Source organism: Pseudomonas gingeri (genome assembly GCF_013385425.1).
Classification (GTDB): Bacteria; Pseudomonadota; Gammaproteobacteria; order Pseudomonadales; family Pseudomonadaceae; genus Aquipseudomonas; species Aquipseudomonas gingeri_D.
Genome location: NZ_JACAQA010000005.1, coordinates 525,926 through 543,918 on the forward strand (window position 1 = coordinate 525,926; position 17,993 = coordinate 543,918).

General features: G+C 61.4%; 18 protein-coding genes. 11 read left to right on the forward strand and 7 right to left on the reverse strand.

Annotation, left to right across the window (positions count from 1 at the left end):
* Positions 1–42 precede the first annotated feature (42 nt).
* Complete coding sequence (locus tag HX830_RS10230; protein ID WP_152738290.1) at positions 43–342, forward strand: hypothetical protein; 300 nt, start codon at positions 43–45, stop codon at positions 340–342.
* Here HX830_RS10230 and HX830_RS10235 read toward each other — a convergent pair.
* Together HX830_RS10235 and HX830_RS10240 are read right to left on the reverse strand one after the other, a co-directional pair.
* A complete protein-coding gene (locus HX830_RS10235; RefSeq protein ID WP_152738293.1) occupies positions 339–812 on the reverse strand; it encodes a cyclic nucleotide-binding domain-containing protein in 474 nt (157 codons plus the stop codon). The genes HX830_RS10230 and HX830_RS10235 overlap by 4 nt on opposite strands.
* A gap of 91 nt (positions 813–903) precedes the next feature.
* The gene (locus HX830_RS10240) at positions 904–2,955 is read right to left on the reverse strand and encodes a S9 family peptidase (protein ID WP_177100010.1); all 2,052 of its coding nucleotides are present in this window, start codon (positions 2,953–2,955) and stop codon (positions 904–906) included.
* 20 nt (positions 2,956–2,975) lie between these two features.
* On the opposite strand from HX830_RS10240, the gene HX830_RS10245 reads away from it, so the two are divergent.
* From HX830_RS10245 to HX830_RS10255, 3 genes are read left to right on the forward strand one after another with little or no spacing between them, the layout of a single operon-like run.
* Positions 2,976–3,545 carry an MFS transporter gene (locus HX830_RS10245; RefSeq protein WP_177100234.1) on the forward strand — a complete coding sequence of 190 codons (570 nt, stop codon included), beginning with the start codon at positions 2,976–2,978 and terminating at the stop codon, positions 3,543–3,545.
* A 32-nt stretch (positions 3,546–3,577) separates the two neighbouring features.
* Positions 3,578–4,354 (forward strand): class II glutamine amidotransferase, encoded by a 777-nt coding sequence (locus tag HX830_RS10250; protein ID WP_103498688.1) that lies wholly within the window; start codon positions 3,578–3,580, stop codon positions 4,352–4,354.
* Positions 4,355–4,365: 11 nt separating this feature from the next.
* The gene (locus tag HX830_RS10255; RefSeq protein ID WP_103498689.1) at positions 4,366–4,899 is read left to right on the forward strand and encodes a DUF2937 family protein; all 534 of its coding nucleotides are present in this window, start codon (positions 4,366–4,368) and stop codon (positions 4,897–4,899) included.
* On the opposite strand, the gene HX830_RS10260 is transcribed toward HX830_RS10255, so the two are convergent.
* Positions 4,893–5,825 (reverse strand): LysR family transcriptional regulator, encoded by a 933-nt coding sequence (locus HX830_RS10260; RefSeq protein ID WP_103498690.1) that lies wholly within the window; start codon positions 5,823–5,825, stop codon positions 4,893–4,895. The genes HX830_RS10255 and HX830_RS10260 overlap by 7 nt on opposite strands.
* A gap of 158 nt (positions 5,826–5,983) precedes the next feature.
* On the opposite strand from HX830_RS10260, the gene HX830_RS10265 reads away from it, so the two are divergent.
* The 4 genes from HX830_RS10265 (at position 5,984) to HX830_RS10280 (ending at position 9,701) form a co-directional block, all read left to right on the forward strand.
* The gene (locus HX830_RS10265; RefSeq protein WP_103498691.1) at positions 5,984–7,270 is read left to right on the forward strand and encodes an MFS transporter; all 1,287 of its coding nucleotides are present in this window, start codon (positions 5,984–5,986) and stop codon (positions 7,268–7,270) included.
* A gap of 63 nt (positions 7,271–7,333) precedes the next feature.
* Entirely contained in the window at positions 7,334–8,086 is a 753-nt protein-coding gene (locus tag HX830_RS10270) for a 5-oxoprolinase subunit PxpA (protein ID WP_103498692.1), read from the forward strand.
* On the forward strand, positions 8,083–8,787 hold the full coding sequence (pxpB, locus tag HX830_RS10275) for a 5-oxoprolinase subunit PxpB (RefSeq protein WP_177100012.1): 705 nt from the start codon (positions 8,083–8,085) through the stop codon (positions 8,785–8,787). The genes HX830_RS10270 and pxpB overlap by 4 nt, the downstream gene beginning before the upstream one ends.
* Entirely contained in the window at positions 8,784–9,701 is a 918-nt protein-coding gene (locus tag HX830_RS10280; RefSeq protein WP_103498694.1) for a biotin-dependent carboxyltransferase family protein, read from the forward strand. Before pxpB ends, HX830_RS10280 begins: the two co-directional genes overlap by 4 nt.
* Positions 9,702–9,843: 142 nt before the next feature.
* Here the strand turns inward: HX830_RS10280 and HX830_RS10285 are convergent, their stop codons facing one another.
* From HX830_RS10285 to HX830_RS10295, 3 genes are all read right to left on the reverse strand, one after another.
* Positions 9,844–11,022 carry a vWA domain-containing protein gene (locus HX830_RS10285; protein ID WP_103498695.1) on the reverse strand — a complete coding sequence of 393 codons (1,179 nt, stop codon included), beginning with the start codon at positions 11,020–11,022 and terminating at the stop codon, positions 9,844–9,846.
* 35 nt (positions 11,023–11,057) lie between these two features.
* A complete protein-coding gene (locus HX830_RS10290) occupies positions 11,058–11,903 on the reverse strand; it encodes an AAA family ATPase (RefSeq protein ID WP_100938900.1) in 846 nt (281 codons plus the stop codon).
* A gap of 140 nt (positions 11,904–12,043) precedes the next feature.
* A complete protein-coding gene (locus HX830_RS10295; protein WP_177100014.1) occupies positions 12,044–13,132 on the reverse strand; it encodes a DUF748 domain-containing protein in 1,089 nt (362 codons plus the stop codon).
* 129 nt (positions 13,133–13,261) lie between these two features.
* Here HX830_RS10295 and cysK point away from each other — a divergent pair, with 129 nt between their 5' ends.
* The 3 genes from cysK to HX830_RS10310 all read left to right on the forward strand — a co-directional run bounded on the left by cysK (position 13,262) and on the right by HX830_RS10310 (position 16,622).
* Complete coding sequence (gene cysK, locus HX830_RS10300; protein ID WP_177100016.1) at positions 13,262–14,236, forward strand: cysteine synthase A; 975 nt, start codon at positions 13,262–13,264, stop codon at positions 14,234–14,236.
* 235 nt (positions 14,237–14,471) lie between these two features.
* Positions 14,472–15,410, forward strand: coding sequence for an aspartyl/asparaginyl beta-hydroxylase domain-containing protein (locus HX830_RS10305; RefSeq protein ID WP_103498698.1), 939 nt, complete (start codon positions 14,472–14,474; stop codon positions 15,408–15,410).
* A gap of 348 nt (positions 15,411–15,758) precedes the next feature.
* Positions 15,759–16,622: a DMT family transporter gene (locus HX830_RS10310; protein ID WP_152738310.1), complete on the forward strand. Its 864-nt coding sequence runs from the start codon at positions 15,759–15,761 to the stop codon at positions 16,620–16,622.
* A gap of 332 nt (positions 16,623–16,954) precedes the next feature.
* Here the strand turns inward: HX830_RS10310 and HX830_RS10315 are convergent, their stop codons facing one another.
* Positions 16,955–17,866 (reverse strand): EamA family transporter, encoded by a 912-nt coding sequence (locus HX830_RS10315; RefSeq protein ID WP_177100017.1) that lies wholly within the window; start codon positions 17,864–17,866, stop codon positions 16,955–16,957.
* Positions 17,867–17,993 lie beyond the last annotated feature (127 nt).

The following is a 17,993-nucleotide window of genomic DNA, read 5'->3' on the forward strand; positions in this document are numbered from 1 at the left end:
TAGCCTGATGGCAGACAGAGAAGTCTGGCAACGGAGCCATTGATGAAACGCGCTATTGTAGCGGTCATTGCATTGACCGCGCTTACCATTACCACGGTACGGGCCGAGGATCTCTCGCCGATACCGGTCACGCCGAAACCGGGAGCGCCGAGCACGGCCACCCCGACGCCGTCCCCGCAGATCACCCCGCGCACACCGCCAAAACCCGGCGAGCCGCTGCCCAGCATCGAGTTGCCGCAGCCGCCCAAGGACCAGACCCAACCGGGTCCGGAACAGAACGACAAGACGGACAAGAACGATAAAAGCGACAAGACGGATAAGGCGAAGGAGACCTCCAGCTAGATCTGTTGCGAGAGCAGTTGGCCGTCCGCCATGCGCAGTCGCCTGGACAGCGCAATGGCGATGGCACGGATGATCTTGGCGGCGATCTTCGGCGCATCGTTGAGCATCTTTTCCAGGGAATCCTTGCCCAGGTTGAGCAACTGGCAATCACTGGCGGCCACGCAACTGGCCGAGCGCCGCTCGCCATCGAGCACCGCCATCTCGCCAAAGGCTCTACCGGCGCGCAGGGTGGCGATCACCACCGGTTGACCCTCGGCGTTGCTCTTCTGCACATTCACGCTGCCGTAGTGAATGATGCACATGAAGGTCCCGGCATCCCCCTCATTGAAGATGGCTTCGCCCTTGGCGACGCTGCTGATGCTGAAATAGCCGGCAGCGGCGAGGCAATCCGCCGGCAGCAGGCTGGCGAACAAACCGCTGTCCATCAGCATGTCGCGGATTTCGTTATTCAGTAAGGTCGGTTCTGACATGGCTCACGGTCTTTTCTTGTTGCCTGTTGTTCTGTGCGGGCATTAAAGCCCGGCGGCCCAGGGTTAAGACAAGGGGGCCGGGCAGAGTTCCTCAGACCAGGCCGAGAACCTTGAACACGAAGGCGTATTCGAGGGCTACGTCACGTAATCCCTGATAACGACCGCTCATGCCACCATGGCCAGCGTCCAGTTCGGTCTTGAGCAAGAGTAGATGCTCGTCGGTTTTCGTGGCGCGCAGTTTCGCTACCCACTTGGCCGCTTCCCAGTATTGCACGCGACTGTCGTTGTAGCCGGCGATCACCAGGGCGGCCGGGTAGGCCTGGGCGCGGACGTTTTCATACGGTGCGTAGGCCTTGATCCGCGCGTACACCTCGGGCTCCTCGGGGTTGCCCCATTCGTCGTATTCGGTGACGGTCAGCGGCAGGTCCGGGTCGAGCATGGTGTTCAGCACATCGACGAACGGCACTTCGGCGATGGCGGCCTGGAACAGCTCCGGGCGCTGGTTGAGCACGGCACCGATCAACAGGCCGCCGGCACTGCCGCCGCTGATGGCCAGTTGTTTCGAGGTGGTCAGGCCTTCGGCGATCAGGTGCTCGGCGCAGGCGATAAAGTCGTCGAAGGTGTTCTGCTTGTGCGCCTGCTTGCCGGCGCGATACCAGGCTTCACCCAGTTCGCCGCCGCCACGCACATGGGCGATGGCGAAGGCCATGCCGCGTTCCAGCAGGCTCAGGCGGGCGTGGGAAAACCACGGATCGAGGCTTTCGCCGTAGGCGCCGTAGCCGTAGAGATAGAGCGGGGTGGCCTGGCCTTGCAGTTCGCGCTTGACCACCAGGCTGATGGGTACCTGGGTACCGTCCGCGGCGGTGGCCCAGAGACGCTGGCTGACGTAGGCGTCGGGGTCGAAATCGCCCAGCACCGGGGTCTGCTTGAGGACGCTCTGTTCGCCGCTGGCCAGGGTCAGTTGGCGGATCTGGGCCGGCCGATTGAGGGCCTCGTAACGCAGGCGGATGGTCTGGCTGGTGAATTCCAGGCTGTCCTGCACGTAGAGGCTGTAGGCGGCATCCGGCAGGTGCACGCGATAGCTCGGCAGGCCCTGGGGGCGCACTTCGATGATCGGCAAGCCACCTTCACGCAGGCTCAGGCACAGGGCCGAGGCGTTCAGGGTCAGGCCTTCGAGCATCACCTGGTCGTCGTGGGGCACCAGTAATTGCCAGTCGTCGCGGCCCGGTACGCCATGGTCCGGGGCGTGGAACAGGGCGAAGTTGATGCCGTCCTGGTTGCTGCGGATAAACCAGCTCCACTGTTCCTGGTGCTGGCCGTGGTCGACGAAGTACTCGTGGCCTTCGACCCGTGGCGCCAGGCAGGTAAAGGCCTGGGTCGGGGTATCGGCGTCCAGGGCCCAGGCTTCGCTGGTGGTCTTGCTGTTGAGCAGCACCACCAGTTGGCGTTCGGAACTGCTGCGGTAGCAGTGCAGGAAGAAGCGCCCGTCGGCTTCGTGCAGGACTTCCTCGGCCGTGCTGTCGCCGAGGCGGTGGCGGTACAGCTTGTGGGGCCGATGGGTGTCGTCCAGTTCGGCAAAAAACAGCGTCTGGCTGTCGTTGGCCCAGGTCATGCTGCCATCGCAGTCCTCGAACGGCAGTTCGCTGACCGCGCCGCTGTCGAGCTCCTTGACGTACAGGCGATAGACTTCTTCGCCGCTGGTGTCGAGGCTGTAGGCCAGGCGTTGGTGATCCGGGCTGACGCTGAAGGCACCGAGGGAGAAGAAGCCGCCCTTGGCCAGTATGTTGGGGTCGAGCAGCAGGGTTTCGGCGCTTTCATCCACCGTCAGACTGCCATCGGCCGGACGCGGGCAGCGGTAATGCCGCGGGTATTCGTCGCCGGCGGTGGTGCGGGTGTAGTACAGGAACGGTCCCCAGGGCGAGGGCAGGGACAGGTCGGTTTCGAGAATCCGCGCCTTGATCTCCTCGAACAGGCTTTCGCGCAGTTTGCCTTGATCGGCCAGTTGCGCTTCCTGGTAGCTGTTTTCGGCCTTGAGGTAGTCGAGCACGGCATCGCTGTCGCGTTCCTGCAACCAGGCGTAAGGGTCCGCGCCCGCGTCGCGGCGGGCAATCGGGGCGCTGTTGACGTTGCTATCGAAGGACATGGGCAACTCTCTGTTGGCTGATCGCTGACGGCGGGGCAGCCGGACCGGCGAAAAGCCGTTATCATAAGCGTCTACTTGCCAGCCTTGCCATGGACACCATGACCGAGAACGACTATTTGATCGCCTGGGGCTGCTACGCCTTCGCCGCCTTGGGCTGCTTGTTGGTGTGGTTTCGCCTGACCCGCTGGATCTGGCGCTGGCTGCGGGAGCCGCTGCGGGTGGTGATGGCGGTGCTGCTGTTCAGCCCGACCATTATCGACCCGGTGAAGGAAAAATTCGCCCCGGCGGTGGCCATTACAGCCCTGGACCTGATGTTCAAGGTCGGCAACAACGCCTGGCGCGCGGTTTCCGATCTGTTCATGTACCTGATGATCGCCGTGGGCGTCTATCTGCTCTTCGCGCTGATCCGCTGGCCCATCGAGCGCTCCATCAAGGCCCGTCGCCCGCAGCCCGTCGCGGCCGGCACTGTCCCGGCGACCGAGCCCGAGGAAGACGATCAACCGTTCAGCGCAGCCGAGCGCAACGAGCGTTTTGGCCGTCAGCCGCCGACCGGTGGCAATGGTCGCCCGCGGGTCGAACCGCGTCTGTAAGCGCGTCACTGCATTGAAGCGAGAGTCCGAGCATGTGTGAATTGTTGGGCATGAGCGCCAATGTACCGACCGATATCGTTTTCAGCTTTACCGGCCTGATGCAGCGCGGGGGGCGTACCGGCCCCCATCGTGACGGCTGGGGCATCGCCTTCTACGAAGGCCGTGGCTTGCGGCTGTTCCAGGACCCGGCGGCGAGCTGCGAGTCCGAGGTCGCGAACCTGGTGCAGCGTTACCCGATCAAGAGCGAAGTGGTGATCGGGCATATCCGCCAGGCCAATGTCGGCAAGGTCTGCCTGTCCAATACCCATCCCTTTGTCCGTGAACTGTGGGGCCGCAACTGGTGTTTCGCCCATAATGGCCAGTTGGCGGACTTCCAGCCGCCGACCAGCTTTTATCGTCCGGTAGGCGATACCGACAGCGAAGCGGCCTTCTGCGACCTGCTCAACCGTGTGCGCCAGGCCTTTCCGGAGCCGGTGGACATCGAAGTACTGCTGCCGTCCCTGGTCCAGGCTTGTGCCGAATATCGCGCTAAGGGCGTGTTCAACTGCCTGCTCAGCGACGGCGACTGGCTGTTCTGCTATTGCTCGACCAAGTTGGCGCAAATCACCCGGCGCGCGCCGTTCGGGCCGGCGCGGTTGAAGGATGTCGATGTGATCGTCGACTTCCAGGCCGAAACCACGCCCAATGACGTGGTGACGGTGATCGCCACCGAACCTTTGACCGAAAACGAAACCTGGACCCGCTACGAACCGGGCCAATGGAGTCTGTGGCGACGCGGTGAATGCGTCAGCCAGGGCCAAACCGAATAAGGAAGTCCGTTATGTGGTTGAGTTACCTGCGGCTGATTCTGTTTACCCTGGGGCTGTTGATCGGTGTCCAGGTACCGGGTTTTATCAATGACTATGCCAAGCGGGTCGAAGCGCATCTGATAGAAGCGCAGACCAACCTCCAGGGTTTCCAGAAGACCGCCGAGCAGTTCTTCAACGGTGATCTGCAGGCCTTGGTGGCGCATTATCGCGCCAGTGACGACCCGGTGTTCCGCAGCGATGCCGATAGCCTTGGCAACTTGCTCACCCGTCAGCGCCTGCTGGACGACCAGTTCCAGGCGATGCAGGGCCCCTGGTACAAACGCGCGTTACAGGTGGCGTATGCGGCCGATCCGGATATCCGCCAGGAAACCTTGCAGGGCTACACCTACCAGGTCCTGTTGTCGCCCGAGGCGATCGGCTGGGCGATGGGCGCGGCGCTGTTGTTCTCGTTCGTGATCGAAGGCTTCTTCCGCCTGGTGGATTGGGTGGTGCTGGGCGGCAAGCGCCAGCGTGAACGCCTGGCGCGGCGCGAACGAGGTTATTGACCGGGGAGGGCGGGCTTGCTCAGGACCACATACTGCTCGCCCATCTTGTCCGCATAGCTGTGCAAGACCTCCTGGCACAGCGCGACAATTTCCTCCACCAACTCCACGCCGACCCGCCAGGACACCACCACTTCCAGGTTCGGCGGGCGGACGTCCAAGGCCAGCAAGGTCAACTCGCCGCGCATCAGCTCTTCGCGCACCAGCACCGACGGCAGGGCGCCGATACCGAAACCATCACGCAATAGCCGGGTAATCGCCGACACCGAGTTGACGCAGTTCAGCCGCGGCGTCGGCACGCCATGGACCTGCATCAGGCCCAGGATTTCCTGATGCGGCCGCGAGTTTTTCGAGAAGGTCACGATGCGCTCCCGGGCGATCTCGGCCAGGCTTGCGTATTCGCGGTTATAGATCGAGTTGCTGGCCACCACCCAGCCCATCGGGTGGCTGATCAGCTTCAGGCTGCGAATCGATTCCTGGCGCAACAGGTCGGTTTGCAGCACCAGGTCGAGAAAACCTTTTTGCAGCTGATCGCAGAGGTTCAGCGCGGTATCGGCCACCAGTTCGATTTCCACCAGCGGAAAACGATCCGACATCTGCGCCACCAACGGGCTGAGCCAGGTATGGATGACCGTGTCCATCACCCCGATGCGCAGGCGCCCGACCTTGGTCGAACTGATCTCGATGGCATGCTTGAGGGCCTGCATGGTGTCCATCATCTGCTCGGCATAGTCGAGCACCTTGAGCCCTTCGGGAGTCAGGCTGACGCCGCGTGAATCGCGCAGGAACAGCTTCACCCCGAGCTCACCTTCGAGCACCGCGATACGGCTGGAAATGGACGCCTGGGTGGTGAAGAGCTTGTCCGCCGTCAGGCGAAAACTCTTCAGTCGTGCTACCCAGACGAAGGTCTCGAGAAATTTGAGGTTCATGCAATCAACTTTTTCTTATGCCAGGGCAGGACTTTAATTAGTTGGACGCAGAGGGCACGGCCAACGAAAAATGGCCTTCGACCGGTCAGGCACGATAAGCCTATGCCCCGCTGGTCGCCAGAACAATACCAATAAGTTTTATGCGGAGAACTTCCCCCATGACTACGCCAGGCTCGCTGGATGTCACCCAAGCCGAGGGCCCACCCGGTCCGTTCACTTGGTATCGCAACCTCGATCAGCAGGAGCGTCGTACGTTCTGGAGTTGCAAGATCGGTTACGGCCTGGATGGCATGGACACCCAGATGCTCAGTTTCGTCATCCCGACGTTGATCGCCCTCTGGGGCCTCACCACCGGCCAGGCCGGGCTGATTTCCACCAGTACCCTGATTGCCTCGGCCCTTGGTGGCTGGATCGCCGGGATTCTCTCCGACCGCATCGGCCGGGTACGCACCTTGCAACTGACGGTGCTCTGGTTCGCCGTGTTCACCTTTCTCTGCGGCTTTGCCCAGAACTACCACCAGTTGCTGGTGGCCCGGACCTTGATGGGCTTCGGTTTCGGCGGGGAATGGACCGCCGGTGCGGTGCTGATGGGCGAGGTGATCCGCGCCAAGGATCGCGGCAAGGCGGTCGGCATGGTGCAATCGGGCTGGGCCCTGGGCTGGGGTTTGACCGCGATCCTCTATGCATTGTTGTTTTCCCTGCTGCCGCCCGAGGACGCCTGGCGTGCCCTGTTCGTGTTGGGCATCGTGCCGGCGATTTTTGTGATTTTCGTTCGGCGCCTGGTCAAGGACCCGGAGGTCTATCGCCAGGCCAAGAACCAGGAAGCCCCGAGCAACCCGACGCACTTCTACGAGATCTTTGCCCCGGGCATGCTCAGTACGACCCTGCGGGCTTCCCTGTTGACCACCGGCGCGCTGGGTGGTTATTACGCCATCACCGCCTGGTTGCCGACCTATCTGAAGACCGAGCGCGGCCTGAGCGTACTCGGCACGGGCGGTTACCTGGCCATGGTGATCGCCGGTTCCTACATCGGTTATGTGATCAGCGCGTACCTGACCGATCTGCTGGGGCGCAAGAAGAACTTCATCCTGTTCGCCGTCGGCTCCTTCATTATCGTGCTGTTGTACACCCAGCTGCAGGTCAGCAACGAAGTCATGCTCTGGCTGGGCTTGCCCCTGGGCTTTTTCGCCTCGGGGATTTTCAGCGGCATGGGCGCGTTTCTCACCGAACTGTTCCCTACGCGGATTCGCGGTTCGGGCCAAGGTTTTTGCTACAACATCGGGCGGGCATTGGCGGCGTTTTTTCCGCTGCTGATCGGCCTGCTCAGCCAGAAAGTGTCCTTGAGCCTGGGGATCGGCGCTTTTGCCGCCGTGTCCTACGGCGTGGTGATTCTCGCGGCCCTGAGCCTGCCGGAAACCCGTGGCAAGGAACTCGAAGCGCAGTAATCTGTGGGTATTTGCGAAAAGTCCCACATTAAGAAAAGTTAAAAGCCCACAGGAGCAACCACCGTGAGCCGCTTGTTATTGAATTGCGATATCGGCGAAAGCTATGGCAACTGGACCATGGGTCTGGATGCGCAGGTCATGCCGTTTATCGATTGCGCCAATGTGGCCTGCGGTTATCACGCGGGCGATCCGAGCATCATGCGCAAGACGGTGACGCTGGCCCTGGCCAACGATGTGCGTATCGGGGCCCATCCGGCCTATCCCGATCTGGTGGGGTTCGGCCGCCGCTCCATGGCCTGCACGCCCCAGGAAATCCAGGATCTGCTGCATTACCAGATCGGCGCGCTGGACGGCATCTGCCGGGCGCAGGGCGCCCGGGTCAGTTACGTCAAGCCCCACGGCGCGATGTACAACGACATGATGGCCAATCCCGAGCAACTGCGGGCGGTGATCCAGGCGATTGCCGCCTACGGCGGGGACCTGCCGTTGATGCTGCTGGCGATGCGCGACAACAGCGCGGCCCAGGCCCTGGGCGATGAATACGGCGTCGAGTTGTGGTTCGAGGCTTTTGCCGATCGTGCCTACGACAGCGCCGGGCGCCTGGTCTCCCGGCAGTTGCCCGGTGCCGTGCATCACGAGCCTGAACGGATCGTCGAGCAGGCCCTGACCATTGCCCGTGGTGACAACCTTATCGCCAGCGATGGCAGTGCGCTGCGCCTGCAGGCCAATACCCTGTGCGTGCACGGCGACAACGCCAGTTCGGTGGCTGCGGTGCAGCGTATCCGCGAGGCCCTGGATCGGCAGCCCGCCGTATGAAGCCACGGATCGAAGTGGTCGGGATCGACTGTCTGATGGTGCGGCTGTTCGAGGTGATCGCCGAGGAAAACATGCCGTGGATGCTCGCCGCCGGCGAGCGTTTGCGGGCAGGATTTGCCGGGCACCTGATCGACCTGGTGCCGTCCTATACCACCTTGATGGTGCATTACGACCTGCTGGCGTTGAGCCCGTCCCAGGCCCGGGAGCTGATTGCCGAGGCCTTGACCGATCTGACCCCGAGCAGCGGGGCTGACGGTCAATGCCATGTGTTGCCGGTGTGGTACGACCCGAGTGTCGGTCCGGAGCTGGGCTTGTTGGCCGAACGCAGCGGCTGGTCGGTCAGCGAGGTGATTCGCCGTCACAGCGAGCGCGAGTATCAAGTGTTCGCCTTGGGTTTTGCCCCGGGGTTCGCCTTTATGGGATTGGTCGACGAACGACTGGCCGCGCCGCGGATCAGCACGCCGCGCAAGCGGGTGGCGGCGGGGAGCGTGGGCATTGCCGAGCGCCAGACCGCGGCTTACCCGGTGGTTTCCCCGGGGGGCTGGAACCTGATCGGGCGGACACCGAGCAAACTGTTCGACCGTGAACGTGACGGTTATAGCCTGATGCAGCCGGGCGATACGGTGCGTTTTGCCGCGATCGATCACGCTGAATTCATTACGTTGGGCGGCGATGACACGCCGCTGGAGGGCTTGGCATGAGCCATCTGTCGATCGAGGCGAGTACACCTCTGTGCCTGTTGCAGGATGCGGGGCGGTTTGGCGTGCGTCATCTGGGCGTGACCCAGGGCGGTGCGCTGGATTGGGTATCGATGTTCTGGGCCAACCATCTGCTGGGCAATGCGCCGGACGCCGCGGTGGTGGAAGTGACCTTGGGCGGGCTGACGCTGGTGGCTGAGGAGGATTGCTGCCTGGCCCTGGCCGGTGCCGATCTCGGCGCGCGGGTGGATGGTCAGGCGTTGGCACCCTGGTGCAGTTTTGTCTTGAGGAAAGGCCAGCGTCTGCAATTGACGCAGCCGTTGTCGGGGGCGCGGGCGTATCTGGCGGCGCCGGGTGGTTTTATCGCGCCGCAGGTCCTTGGCAGTGCCGCTTGTGTGGTTCGTGAGGAACTCGGTGGGCTGGATGGTATGGGGCGGCCCTTGGCCAAGGGTGGGCGTTTGGAGTATCGCGGGGAGGCGTCGACGCCGAGAGGATTGTCAGGGGCGCAGGTGCCGGATTTCAGTTCCAGTGCGCCGTTGCAGGTGGTGCTCGGGGCGCAGATCGGTGAGTTCAGCGGGCAAAGTCTGTTCGATGCATTCAACAGTGTCTGGACCCTGGACAGTCGCGCCGATCGCATGGGGATTAGGCTGTTGGGGCCGGAGTTGAAGTACCAGGGCGAGCCGATGATTTCCGAGGGCATTCCCCTGGGAGCGATCCAGGTGCCGCCGGATGGGCAGCCGATTGTATTGCTCAACGACCGGCAGACCATTGGTGGTTATCCACGTTTGGGGGCGTTGACGCCATTGTCGCTGGCGCGATTGGCGCAATGTCTGCCAGGGACCCAGATCAGGCTGGCGCCGGTGGTGCAGGAGACGGCGCATCGGCAGCAGGTCGAATTCATGCGCCGGTTCGCCTGACACCGCCCCCCTGTAGGAGCGAGCTTGCTCGCGATGGTAGCCCAGGCACCGTGGGGGATCAGGTGCCCCGCGTCATCGTTAACGACCATCGCGAGCAAGCTCGCTCCTACAGGGATCGTGCGTCGGACCGGTCGATGCGGTTCTACTTGGACAGAAACCGCATTCCTTCCTCCAACCCGCGCAAGGTCAGCGGATACATCTGGTCCTCCACGAGATCCCGAACGATCCCGGTCGACGCGGTGTAATTCCAGGTGTCCTTGGGATAAGGGTTGATCCAGACAAGCTTCTTGTACTTGGCCATGAAGCGTTGCATCCACACATAACCGGCTTCTTCGTTCCAGTGCTCGACGCTGCCGCCGGCCTGGGTGATTTCATAGGGGGCCATGGCCGCATCGCCGACGAAAATCACTTTGTAGTCGGCCCCGTACTTGTGCAGCAGGTCCTGGGTCGACGTGCTTTCCGAACCCCGCCGCAGGTTGTTCTTCCACACTGACTCATAGATGAAGTTGTGGAAGTAGAAGTACTCCAGGTGCTTGAACTCGGTCTTGCAGGCCGAGAACAACTCCTCGCAGATCTTCACATGGGCGTCCATCGAGCCGCCGATATCGAACAACAGCAGCAACTTGATGGTGTTGCGTCGCTCCGGGCGCATCTGGATATTCAGCAATCCGGCATCGCGAGCGGTGTGGTCGATGGTGCCATCGATATCCAGTTCTTCCGCCGCGCCCTGGCGCGCGAACTTGCGCAGGCGACGCAAGGCGATCTTGATATTGCGCGTGCCCAGTTCGACCTGGTCGTCGAGGTTCTTGTACTCGCGCTGGTCCCAGACCTTGACCGCCTTGCCCTGGCGCTGGCCGGCGTCGCCGACGCGAATGCCTTCGGGGTTGAAACCGCCCGAGCCGAACGGGCTGGTACCGCCGGTGCCGATCCATTTGTTGCCGCCGGCGTGGCGTTCCTTCTGTTCTTCCAGGCGCTTCTTGAACTCCTCGATCAGCTTGTCCAGGCCGCCGAGGGACTGGATCTGCGCGCGTTCCTCGGCGCTCAGTGAGCGTTCGAATTCCTTGCGCAACCATTCTTCGGGAATCAAGGCCTGAAGATGGTCGTCGAGTTTTTCCAGGCCATTGAAGTAGGCGCCGAAAGCCCGGTCGAATTTGTCGAAATGCCGCTCGTCCTTCACCAGGATCGCCCGGGCGAGGTAGTAGAACTCGTCCATATCGGCGAAGGTCACGCGCTGTTTCAGTGCGTTGATCAGATCGAGCAGTTCGCGCACCGACACCGGAACCTTGGCGGCGCGCATTTCATTGAACAGGTTGAGCAGCATGGCAATCGCCCCCGCTTTTGTTGAAAAAAGCGAACTCAGCGGCTGCCGCGACGGCTCATGAACGCCAGGCGTTCAAGCAGCTGCACGTCCTGTTCGTTCTTCACCAGGGCACCGGCCAGGGGCGGAATGGCCTTGGTCGGATCACGCTCGCGCAGCACCGCTTCGCCGATATTGTCGGCCATCAGCAGTTTCAGCCAGTCCACCAGTTCCGAGGTCGAGGGCTTTTTCTTCAGGCCCGGGACCTTGCGCACGTCGAAGAACACGTCGAGGGCTTCGCTGACCAGGTCCTTCTTGATGTTCGGATAATGCACGTCGACGATCTTCTGCAGGGTGACGCGGTCCGGGAAGGCGATGTAGTGGAAGAAGCAGCGGCGCAGGAAGGCGTCCGGCAGCTCTTTCTCGTTGTTGGAGGTGATGATGATGATCGGGCGTTTTTTCGCCTTGATGGTTTCATCGATCTCGTAGACGTAGAACTCCATCTTGTCGAGTTCTTGCAGCAGGTCGTTGGGGAACTCGATGTCGGCCTTGTCGATTTCGTCGATCAGCAGGATCACCCGCTCTTCGGATTCGAAGGCCTCCCACAGCTTGCCCTTTTTCAGGTAATTGCGAACGTCGTGGACCTTTTCGTTGCCCAGCTGCGAGTCGCGCAGGCGGCTGACCGCGTCGTACTCGTAGAGACCCTGGTGCGCCTTGGTGGTGGACTTGATGTGCCAGGTGATCAGCTTGGCGCCAAAGGATTCGGCCAGTTGCTCGGCCAGCATGGTCTTGCCGGTGCCGGGTTCGCCCTTGACCAGCAGCGGACGCTCCAGGGTGATGGCGGCATTCACGGCCAGCTTCAGGTCATCGGTGGCAACGTAGGCCTGGGTGCCTTCGAACTTCATCTGCAATTCCTCGGACGATAACGCCGGCCGGTTTGGGGCGGGCGGAAAAAAATCATCCCTGACTATAACGCGGCGCCCGGTCGAGTGTGAACGCAGACGGCTTATTCAGTCTCTGAATGGGGCGTCAGATCCTGACCCGGTCAGGGCTTCTGGCCAGTCGTCGGCTGCGGTTGTTCGTAACGAGCATTGAAGGCCTGGATAAATCCATTGTGCAAAATCTGCAAAAAGGCCTGGAACGCGCTGATATCCTGCTGGTGAACGCTACCACTGAGTTCCACGCGGGTGGCGAACTGGTTTTTCTGCTGGTTCTTCAACAGGGTTTCGCCGGTACCGACGAGAGCCTCCCACACCGAGCGCAAGATGCTCTTGTCCGGGTTCTCGACGTCCTGTTGCCAGTTGAATACCTCGACATCATGCAGCAATGGCTTGATATAGCCGGTGAGCTGGCCTTTATGGGCCTGGGCCTCGATCACCAGGTCGCCGCTGCCGGCGTTGAAATCGAATTTGCCGTAGGCCGAAGCGAAGTCGTTGACGCGCCGCAATTCAATGCCAGTGGCCCGCAGGCGGAATTCGAAATCCTCGAAATTGCTCAGCGGATCGAAGGTGGCGTTGGTTTCCAGGGGCGCTTGCCCGAGCAACAAGGCCTTGCCCTCGAAACGGGCGTCGCGGTGGTCCTTGAGGTCGACGACGTTGGTCAGGTTGTAGAGGTTGGCATTGACCTGGGTGGCCTGCAGGTTGACCACCGGTTTGGAATTGAAGTTACGGAAGGTGATATGCCCGTCAGTGATGCGCACCTCATTGAGGGTGATGGGCAGCAGTTTGCCCAACTGAGCCTGCCAGTCGGTGCCTTGACCGGTCTGGGATGCCTGTTTGTTGTTGGCGCCGCCGTCGACGAAGTTCAGTTCCGGTTTGACGAACAGCACCTGTGCCACCACCGCATGGTTCTCCCACAGGGATTTCCAGCTCACCGACAGGTCGATCAATGGCGCCTTGACGAACGGCACGGGCACCTTGCCGGTGACCTTGACGATCTCCAGGCCGTTGATCTTGTAGGCGCCGCGCCACAGGGCCAGGTCGACATCCGTCACCTGGCCGCGGTAATCGCCCATATCGGCGAGTTTTTCATTCAAATAGTGACGCACCAGGGAAGGCAGGGCCAGGTCCAGGACCACCAGCAGCAGGGCCAGGCTCGCCAGTCCCCACAATGGCCAGCTGTAACGACGTTTCATGGTGGTGTCCCGAAGGTTGTCTATAGGCGATGGACCCCCGGCAACGCTATACGTTCGCCATGACTGGACGCCCGCCAGCTCGGGGCATACCCTTGAAAGCCAACTCACCGTTGCCCAAAGGACCCCGTCATGAGCCGTATTTTCGCCGACAACGCCCATTCCATCGGTAATACGCCCCTGGTTCAGATCAACCGTATCGCGCCTCGTGGTGTGACGATCCTGGCCAAGATCGAAGGGCGTAACCCAGGCTATTCGGTGAAATGCCGGATCGGCGCCAATATGATCTGGGACGCGGAAAGCAGCGGAAAATTGAAGCCAGGCATGACCATTGTCGAACCGACTTCCGGCAATACCGGCATCGGCCTGGCCTTCGTCGCCGCCGCCCGGGGCTACAAGCTGCTGCTGACCATGCCGTCCTCCATGAGCCTGGAACGGCGCAAGGTGCTCAAGGCGCTGGGCGCCGAGCTGGTGTTGACCGAGCCGGCCAAAGGCATGAAAGGCGCGATCGAAAAGGCTACGGAGATTGTTGCCAGCAATCCGGCCCTGTACTTCATGCCGGCGCAGTTCGACAACCCGGCCAACCCGGCCATTCATGAAAAGACCACCGGCCCGGAAATCTGGAACGATACCGACGGCGCGGTGGATGTGCTGGTGGCCGGTGTCGGAACTGGCGGGACCATCACCGGGGTTTCCCGTTATATCAAGCTGACCAAACACAAGCCGATCCTCTCGGTGGCGGTGGAGCCGGCCACCTCGCCGGTGATCAGCCAGACCCTGGCCGGGGCCGAGATCAAGCCCAGCCCGCACAAGATCCAGGGCATCGGCGCCGGTTTCGTGCCGAAAAACCTCGATCTGGCGATGGTCGACCGGGTGGAACTGGTCACCGATGAAGAGTCCAAGGCCATGGCCCTGCGGCTGATGCAGGAAGAGGGGATTCTCTGCGGGATTTCCTGCGGCGCGGCCATGGCCGTTGCCGTGCGGTTGGCGCAGACGCCGGAAATGCAGGGCAAGACCATCGTGGTGGTATTGCCGGACTCGGGTGAACGTTATCTGTCGAGCATGTTGTTCAGCGATCTGTTCAGCGAGCAGGAAATTCAGCAGTAAGCCGGGTAGCGCCGCGCTCGGTTTGGAGGGCAGGGGCAGAATCCGCTGATCTGGATCAGCTACCGTTCAGCGGTTTCCTGTTAAACAGATGCTTTATTGCCGGATCGGCAACGTTGAATCTGTGAAGGCATGGGTTTTTCCCGGCGCCGGTAATGTTTATCATGGCCGGCTGCCACGTCGGGTGAGTCAAGTTGTACAGGCCACGCGTGCGTTGCCCATTTTCGAGGAGTGTTGAATGACCTTTTCCTTTGCCGCCAAGGCCGCAGTCCTGCTGCTGTTCCTGGGCAGTACGCTTTACGTGCATCTGCGCGGCAAGGCGCGGTTGCCCCTGTTGCGCCAATTCGTCAACCATTCCGCCGCGTTCGCGCCGTACAACGCCTTGATGTACCTGTTTTCCAGTGTACCGTCCAAGCCTTACCTGGACCGCAGCAAGTTTCCCGAGCTGGATGTGCTCAAGGACAACTGGGAAGTGATCCGCGAAGAGGCCATGCATCTGTTTGATGAGGGCTATATCCGCGCCGCCGAGAAGAACAACGACGCCGGTTTCGGCTCGTTCTTCAAGAAGGGCTGGAAGCGCTTCTATCTCAAGTGGTACGACAAGGCCCTGCCGTCGGCCGAACTGCTCTGCCCGAAAACCGTGGCACTGGTGAACTCGATCCCCAACGTCAAGGGCGCGATGTTCGCCCTGTTGCCGGGTGGCAGTCACCTCAACCCGCACCGTGACCCGTTTGCCGGTTCCCTGCGTTATCACCTGGGGTTGTCCACGCCGAACTCTGACGATTGCCGGATTTTCGTCGATGGTCAGGTCTACGCCTGGCGCGACGGTGAAGACGTGATGTTCGACGAGACCTACGTGCACTGGGTCAAGAATGAAACCGAGCAGACCCGGGTTATTCTGTTCTGCGATATCGAGCGTCCGCTGAGCAGCCGCTTCATGACTGCGGTCAACCGCCGGGTCAGCGCCTTCCTCGGCCGCGCCACCGCGCCGCAGAACCTCGATGATGAGCGGGTCGGCGGGATCAACCAGGCTTATGCCTGGAGCAAGCGCTTCAGCGACAGCATCAGCGGTGTGGTCAAGCGTTTCAAGCGTGCCAATCCGAAGGCTTATCGCGCCATGCGCCCAGTGCTGGCGGTAGTGGTGTTCGCCGCCCTCGGCTATTGGCTGTTCGGCTGACCTGTTGCAATTGCGACCGGGCGCTGGTTATAGTCGGCGCTCGGTGTTTCAACCGATTCACCTCCCTCAGCAAAAGATCAGCCCATGCCGGTTTCCTTTCTCAATGCGGTAGTCGATTCAGCGCTCAACGCTGTGGTCGTGCCGTGCGGGAACCAACAGCCTGCGCAGATCAGTCATTACCCCCCACCTGTCAGTAGCACGCCGGTGTACGCAGTCGTATCACCGCCGGATGTTGGCGTTTCGGGCTGATCAGCAGCGTTTGCTGTTCCCCTGTGCCCGCCTGAAAAAAACTACTGAATGTTCAGCCTTGGGCTGAATCGGCTTTTGCCTGAATCACGGGTGGTATCCATGTTGGCTTTTTCCAAACAATCCGCAACCGCGGCGGCCTCGACGAGTCTGTTTGTCCTGCTCTGGAGTAGTGGGGCGATTTTCTCCAAGTGGGGCTTGGCGCATGCTTCGCCGTTCGCTTTTCTGTTGATCCGTTTTTCCATCGCCCTGTTGGGGTTGGTGGTGTTGGTGCCATTGCTCAAGTTCAAGCTGCCGCGGATGGGCAAGCCGTTGTTCTACGCGGCGGCGACCGGGCTGGTGCTGCTGGGGGCCTATCAGATTTTCTATCTGCTGGCCCTGGACCTGAAGGTCACGCCCGGGGTCATGGCGACGATCATGGGGGTACAGCCGATCCTGACCGCGGTGCTGATGGAGCGGCAGCGTTCCTGGAGCCGGATGTTCGGCTTGGGGCTGGGGTTGGCGGGGCTGATCCTGGTGGTTTACCAGGGGATCGGTTTGGCCGGGATGTCCCTGGCCGGGATGCTGTTCGGATTGTTGGCCCTGGCCAGCATGACCTTGGGCTCGATCATGCAGAAACGTATCACCGATAACCCTCTGGGCACGCTGCCGGTGCAGTATCTGGCCGGGTTACTGCTGTGCGGGGCTTTCGTACCGTTCCAGCCGTTCCACTTTGAAACCGGCAGCGGTTTTATCCTGCCGGTGCTGTGGATGGGGCTGGTGGTCTCGGTGCTGGCGACCTTGTTGCTGTATCGGCTGATTGCCCGGGGGAATCTGGTCAATGTCACCAGTCTGTTCTACCTGGTGCCGGCGGTGACGGCGGTGATGGATTACCTGATCTTCGGTAATCGCTTGGCGGCGCTGAGCATGCTGGGGATGGGGCTGATTATCGTCGGGTTGGTGTTTGTGTTTCGCAAGGCTGGCTAAACGCTGAGAGTCGGTGCAGTAGCCGAGTGCTGCTGCGCCGGTTATGGCCCCTTCGCGGGCAAGCCCTGCTCCTACAGTTTGGTGTCGAACACACATTTCGCATACGGCATAAACCTGTAGGAGCAGGGCTTGCCCGCGAAGCTTTTAGCGATCTTGAGGGCCCCTTCGCTGGCAAGCCAGGCTCCTACAGGTCCATGGCGTGCACAAAATCTGTATCCGACGCCGAACTGTAGGAGCAGGGCTTGCCCGCGAAGCTTTTGGCGGTCTTGAGGGCCCCCTCGCGAGCACGTTCTGCTCCTGCAGCAATGACGTCAGTCGGCATAACGCAACATTTAGCGGTCAGCCACACTGACCGCTTTCAACGCTGCCCCTGGTTTCAACACCAGCCAAAGGGCCAGCGCAATCAACACCCCGCCATACACATGGGCCATCGACAGCGGTTCGTCGAGAAACAACGCCCCCCACAACACCCCGAACGCCGGGATCATGAAGGTCACGGTCATCGACTTGACCGGGCCGATATCGCTGATCAGCTTGAAATACATGATGTAGGCGAACGCCGTACACACCAGGCCCAACCCCAGCAGCGACAGCCAGACACTTATCCCGCCCCAGTTGGCCGGCGGATGGGTGATAGCGCTGTAACCGAAGAACGGCAGGATCACCAGGGTCGCGCCGAACATGCTGCCCATGGCCGAAAGCCGTGGATCGAGGCCGCCTTGATGGTCGAGCCAGCGACGGGTCAGGAAACCGGCGAAACCGTAACTGGTGGTGGCCAGCAGGCAGGCCGCAGCCCCCATCAGCAATTCCAGGTTAAAGGTCACCGGCCCGGCACGGGTCAGTACCGCCACCCCGAACAACCCGAGGAAGATCCCCACCAGCTTGTTCAGGCTCAGTTTTTCATGGAAGAACAAGCCGCCAATCAGCACGCCCATCAGCGGGGTGGTGGCGTTGAAGATCGACGAATAGCCGGCCGGCAGCACTTGCGCCGCCACCGAATACAATGTCGCCGGCAACCCGGAGTTGATCACGCCGAGCATCAGGCAGACCTTGAACTTGCCTTTGAAGTCCCAGTTGACGCGCATCAGCGTGAGGATCACCAGCAAGCCGACAGCGGCAATCGAAACACGGAAAAAGGCGGTGGGAAAGGCCCCGAGCACCGGAGCAATGATCCGCATGAACAGGAAACTGGCGCCCCAGACGGCGGCCAGCATGAACATGCGCAGAATATCGACGGGTCTCACGGTGGCTTCCTTGGCAGGGTAGGGCGGGCAAGTGTCACCGCATGTAACTGGCAAGGCAATGGTTGCGTTGCCCGAGGGTTGGCCTCTAAGCTCAAGCGAGTCGCGAACAGAACAACTTCGAACAAAC

Bases quoted from the DNA above. Each gene is read 5' to 3' on its own strand.
- HX830_RS10260 (WP_103498690.1), bottom strand. From the start codon at position 5,825: ATGAACCTCAAATTTCTCGAGACCTTCGTCTGGGTAGCACGACTGAAG.
- HX830_RS10310 (WP_152738310.1), top strand. From the start codon at position 15,759: ATGTTGGCTTTTTCCAAACAATCCGCAACCGCGGCGGCCTCGACGAGT.
- cysK (WP_177100016.1), top strand. From the start codon at position 13,262: ATGAGCCGTATTTTCGCCGACAACGCCCATTCCATCGGTAATACGCCC.
- HX830_RS10305 (WP_103498698.1), top strand. From the start codon at position 14,472: ATGACCTTTTCCTTTGCCGCCAAGGCCGCAGTCCTGCTGCTGTTCCTG.
- HX830_RS10250 (WP_103498688.1), top strand. From the start codon at position 3,578: ATGTGTGAATTGTTGGGCATGAGCGCCAATGTACCGACCGATATCGTT.
- HX830_RS10285 (WP_103498695.1), bottom strand. From the start codon at position 11,022: ATGCTGCTCAACCTGTTCAATGAAATGCGCGCCGCCAAGGTTCCGGTG.
- HX830_RS10265 (WP_103498691.1), top strand. From the start codon at position 5,984: ATGACTACGCCAGGCTCGCTGGATGTCACCCAAGCCGAGGGCCCACCC.
- HX830_RS10240 (WP_177100010.1), bottom strand. From the start codon at position 2,955: ATGTCCTTCGATAGCAACGTCAACAGCGCCCCGATTGCCCGCCGCGAC.
- HX830_RS10235 (WP_152738293.1), bottom strand. From the start codon at position 812: ATGTCAGAACCGACCTTACTGAATAACGAAATCCGCGACATGCTGATG.
- HX830_RS10255 (WP_103498689.1), top strand. From the start codon at position 4,366: ATGTGGTTGAGTTACCTGCGGCTGATTCTGTTTACCCTGGGGCTGTTG.
- pxpB (WP_177100012.1), top strand. From the start codon at position 8,083: ATGAAGCCACGGATCGAAGTGGTCGGGATCGACTGTCTGATGGTGCGG.
- HX830_RS10290 (WP_100938900.1), bottom strand. From the start codon at position 11,903: ATGAAGTTCGAAGGCACCCAGGCCTACGTTGCCACCGATGACCTGAAG.
- HX830_RS10230 (WP_152738290.1), top strand. From the start codon at position 43: ATGAAACGCGCTATTGTAGCGGTCATTGCATTGACCGCGCTTACCATT.
- HX830_RS10280 (WP_103498694.1), top strand. From the start codon at position 8,784: ATGAGCCATCTGTCGATCGAGGCGAGTACACCTCTGTGCCTGTTGCAG.
- HX830_RS10295 (WP_177100014.1), bottom strand. From the start codon at position 13,132: ATGAAACGTCGTTACAGCTGGCCATTGTGGGGACTGGCGAGCCTGGCC.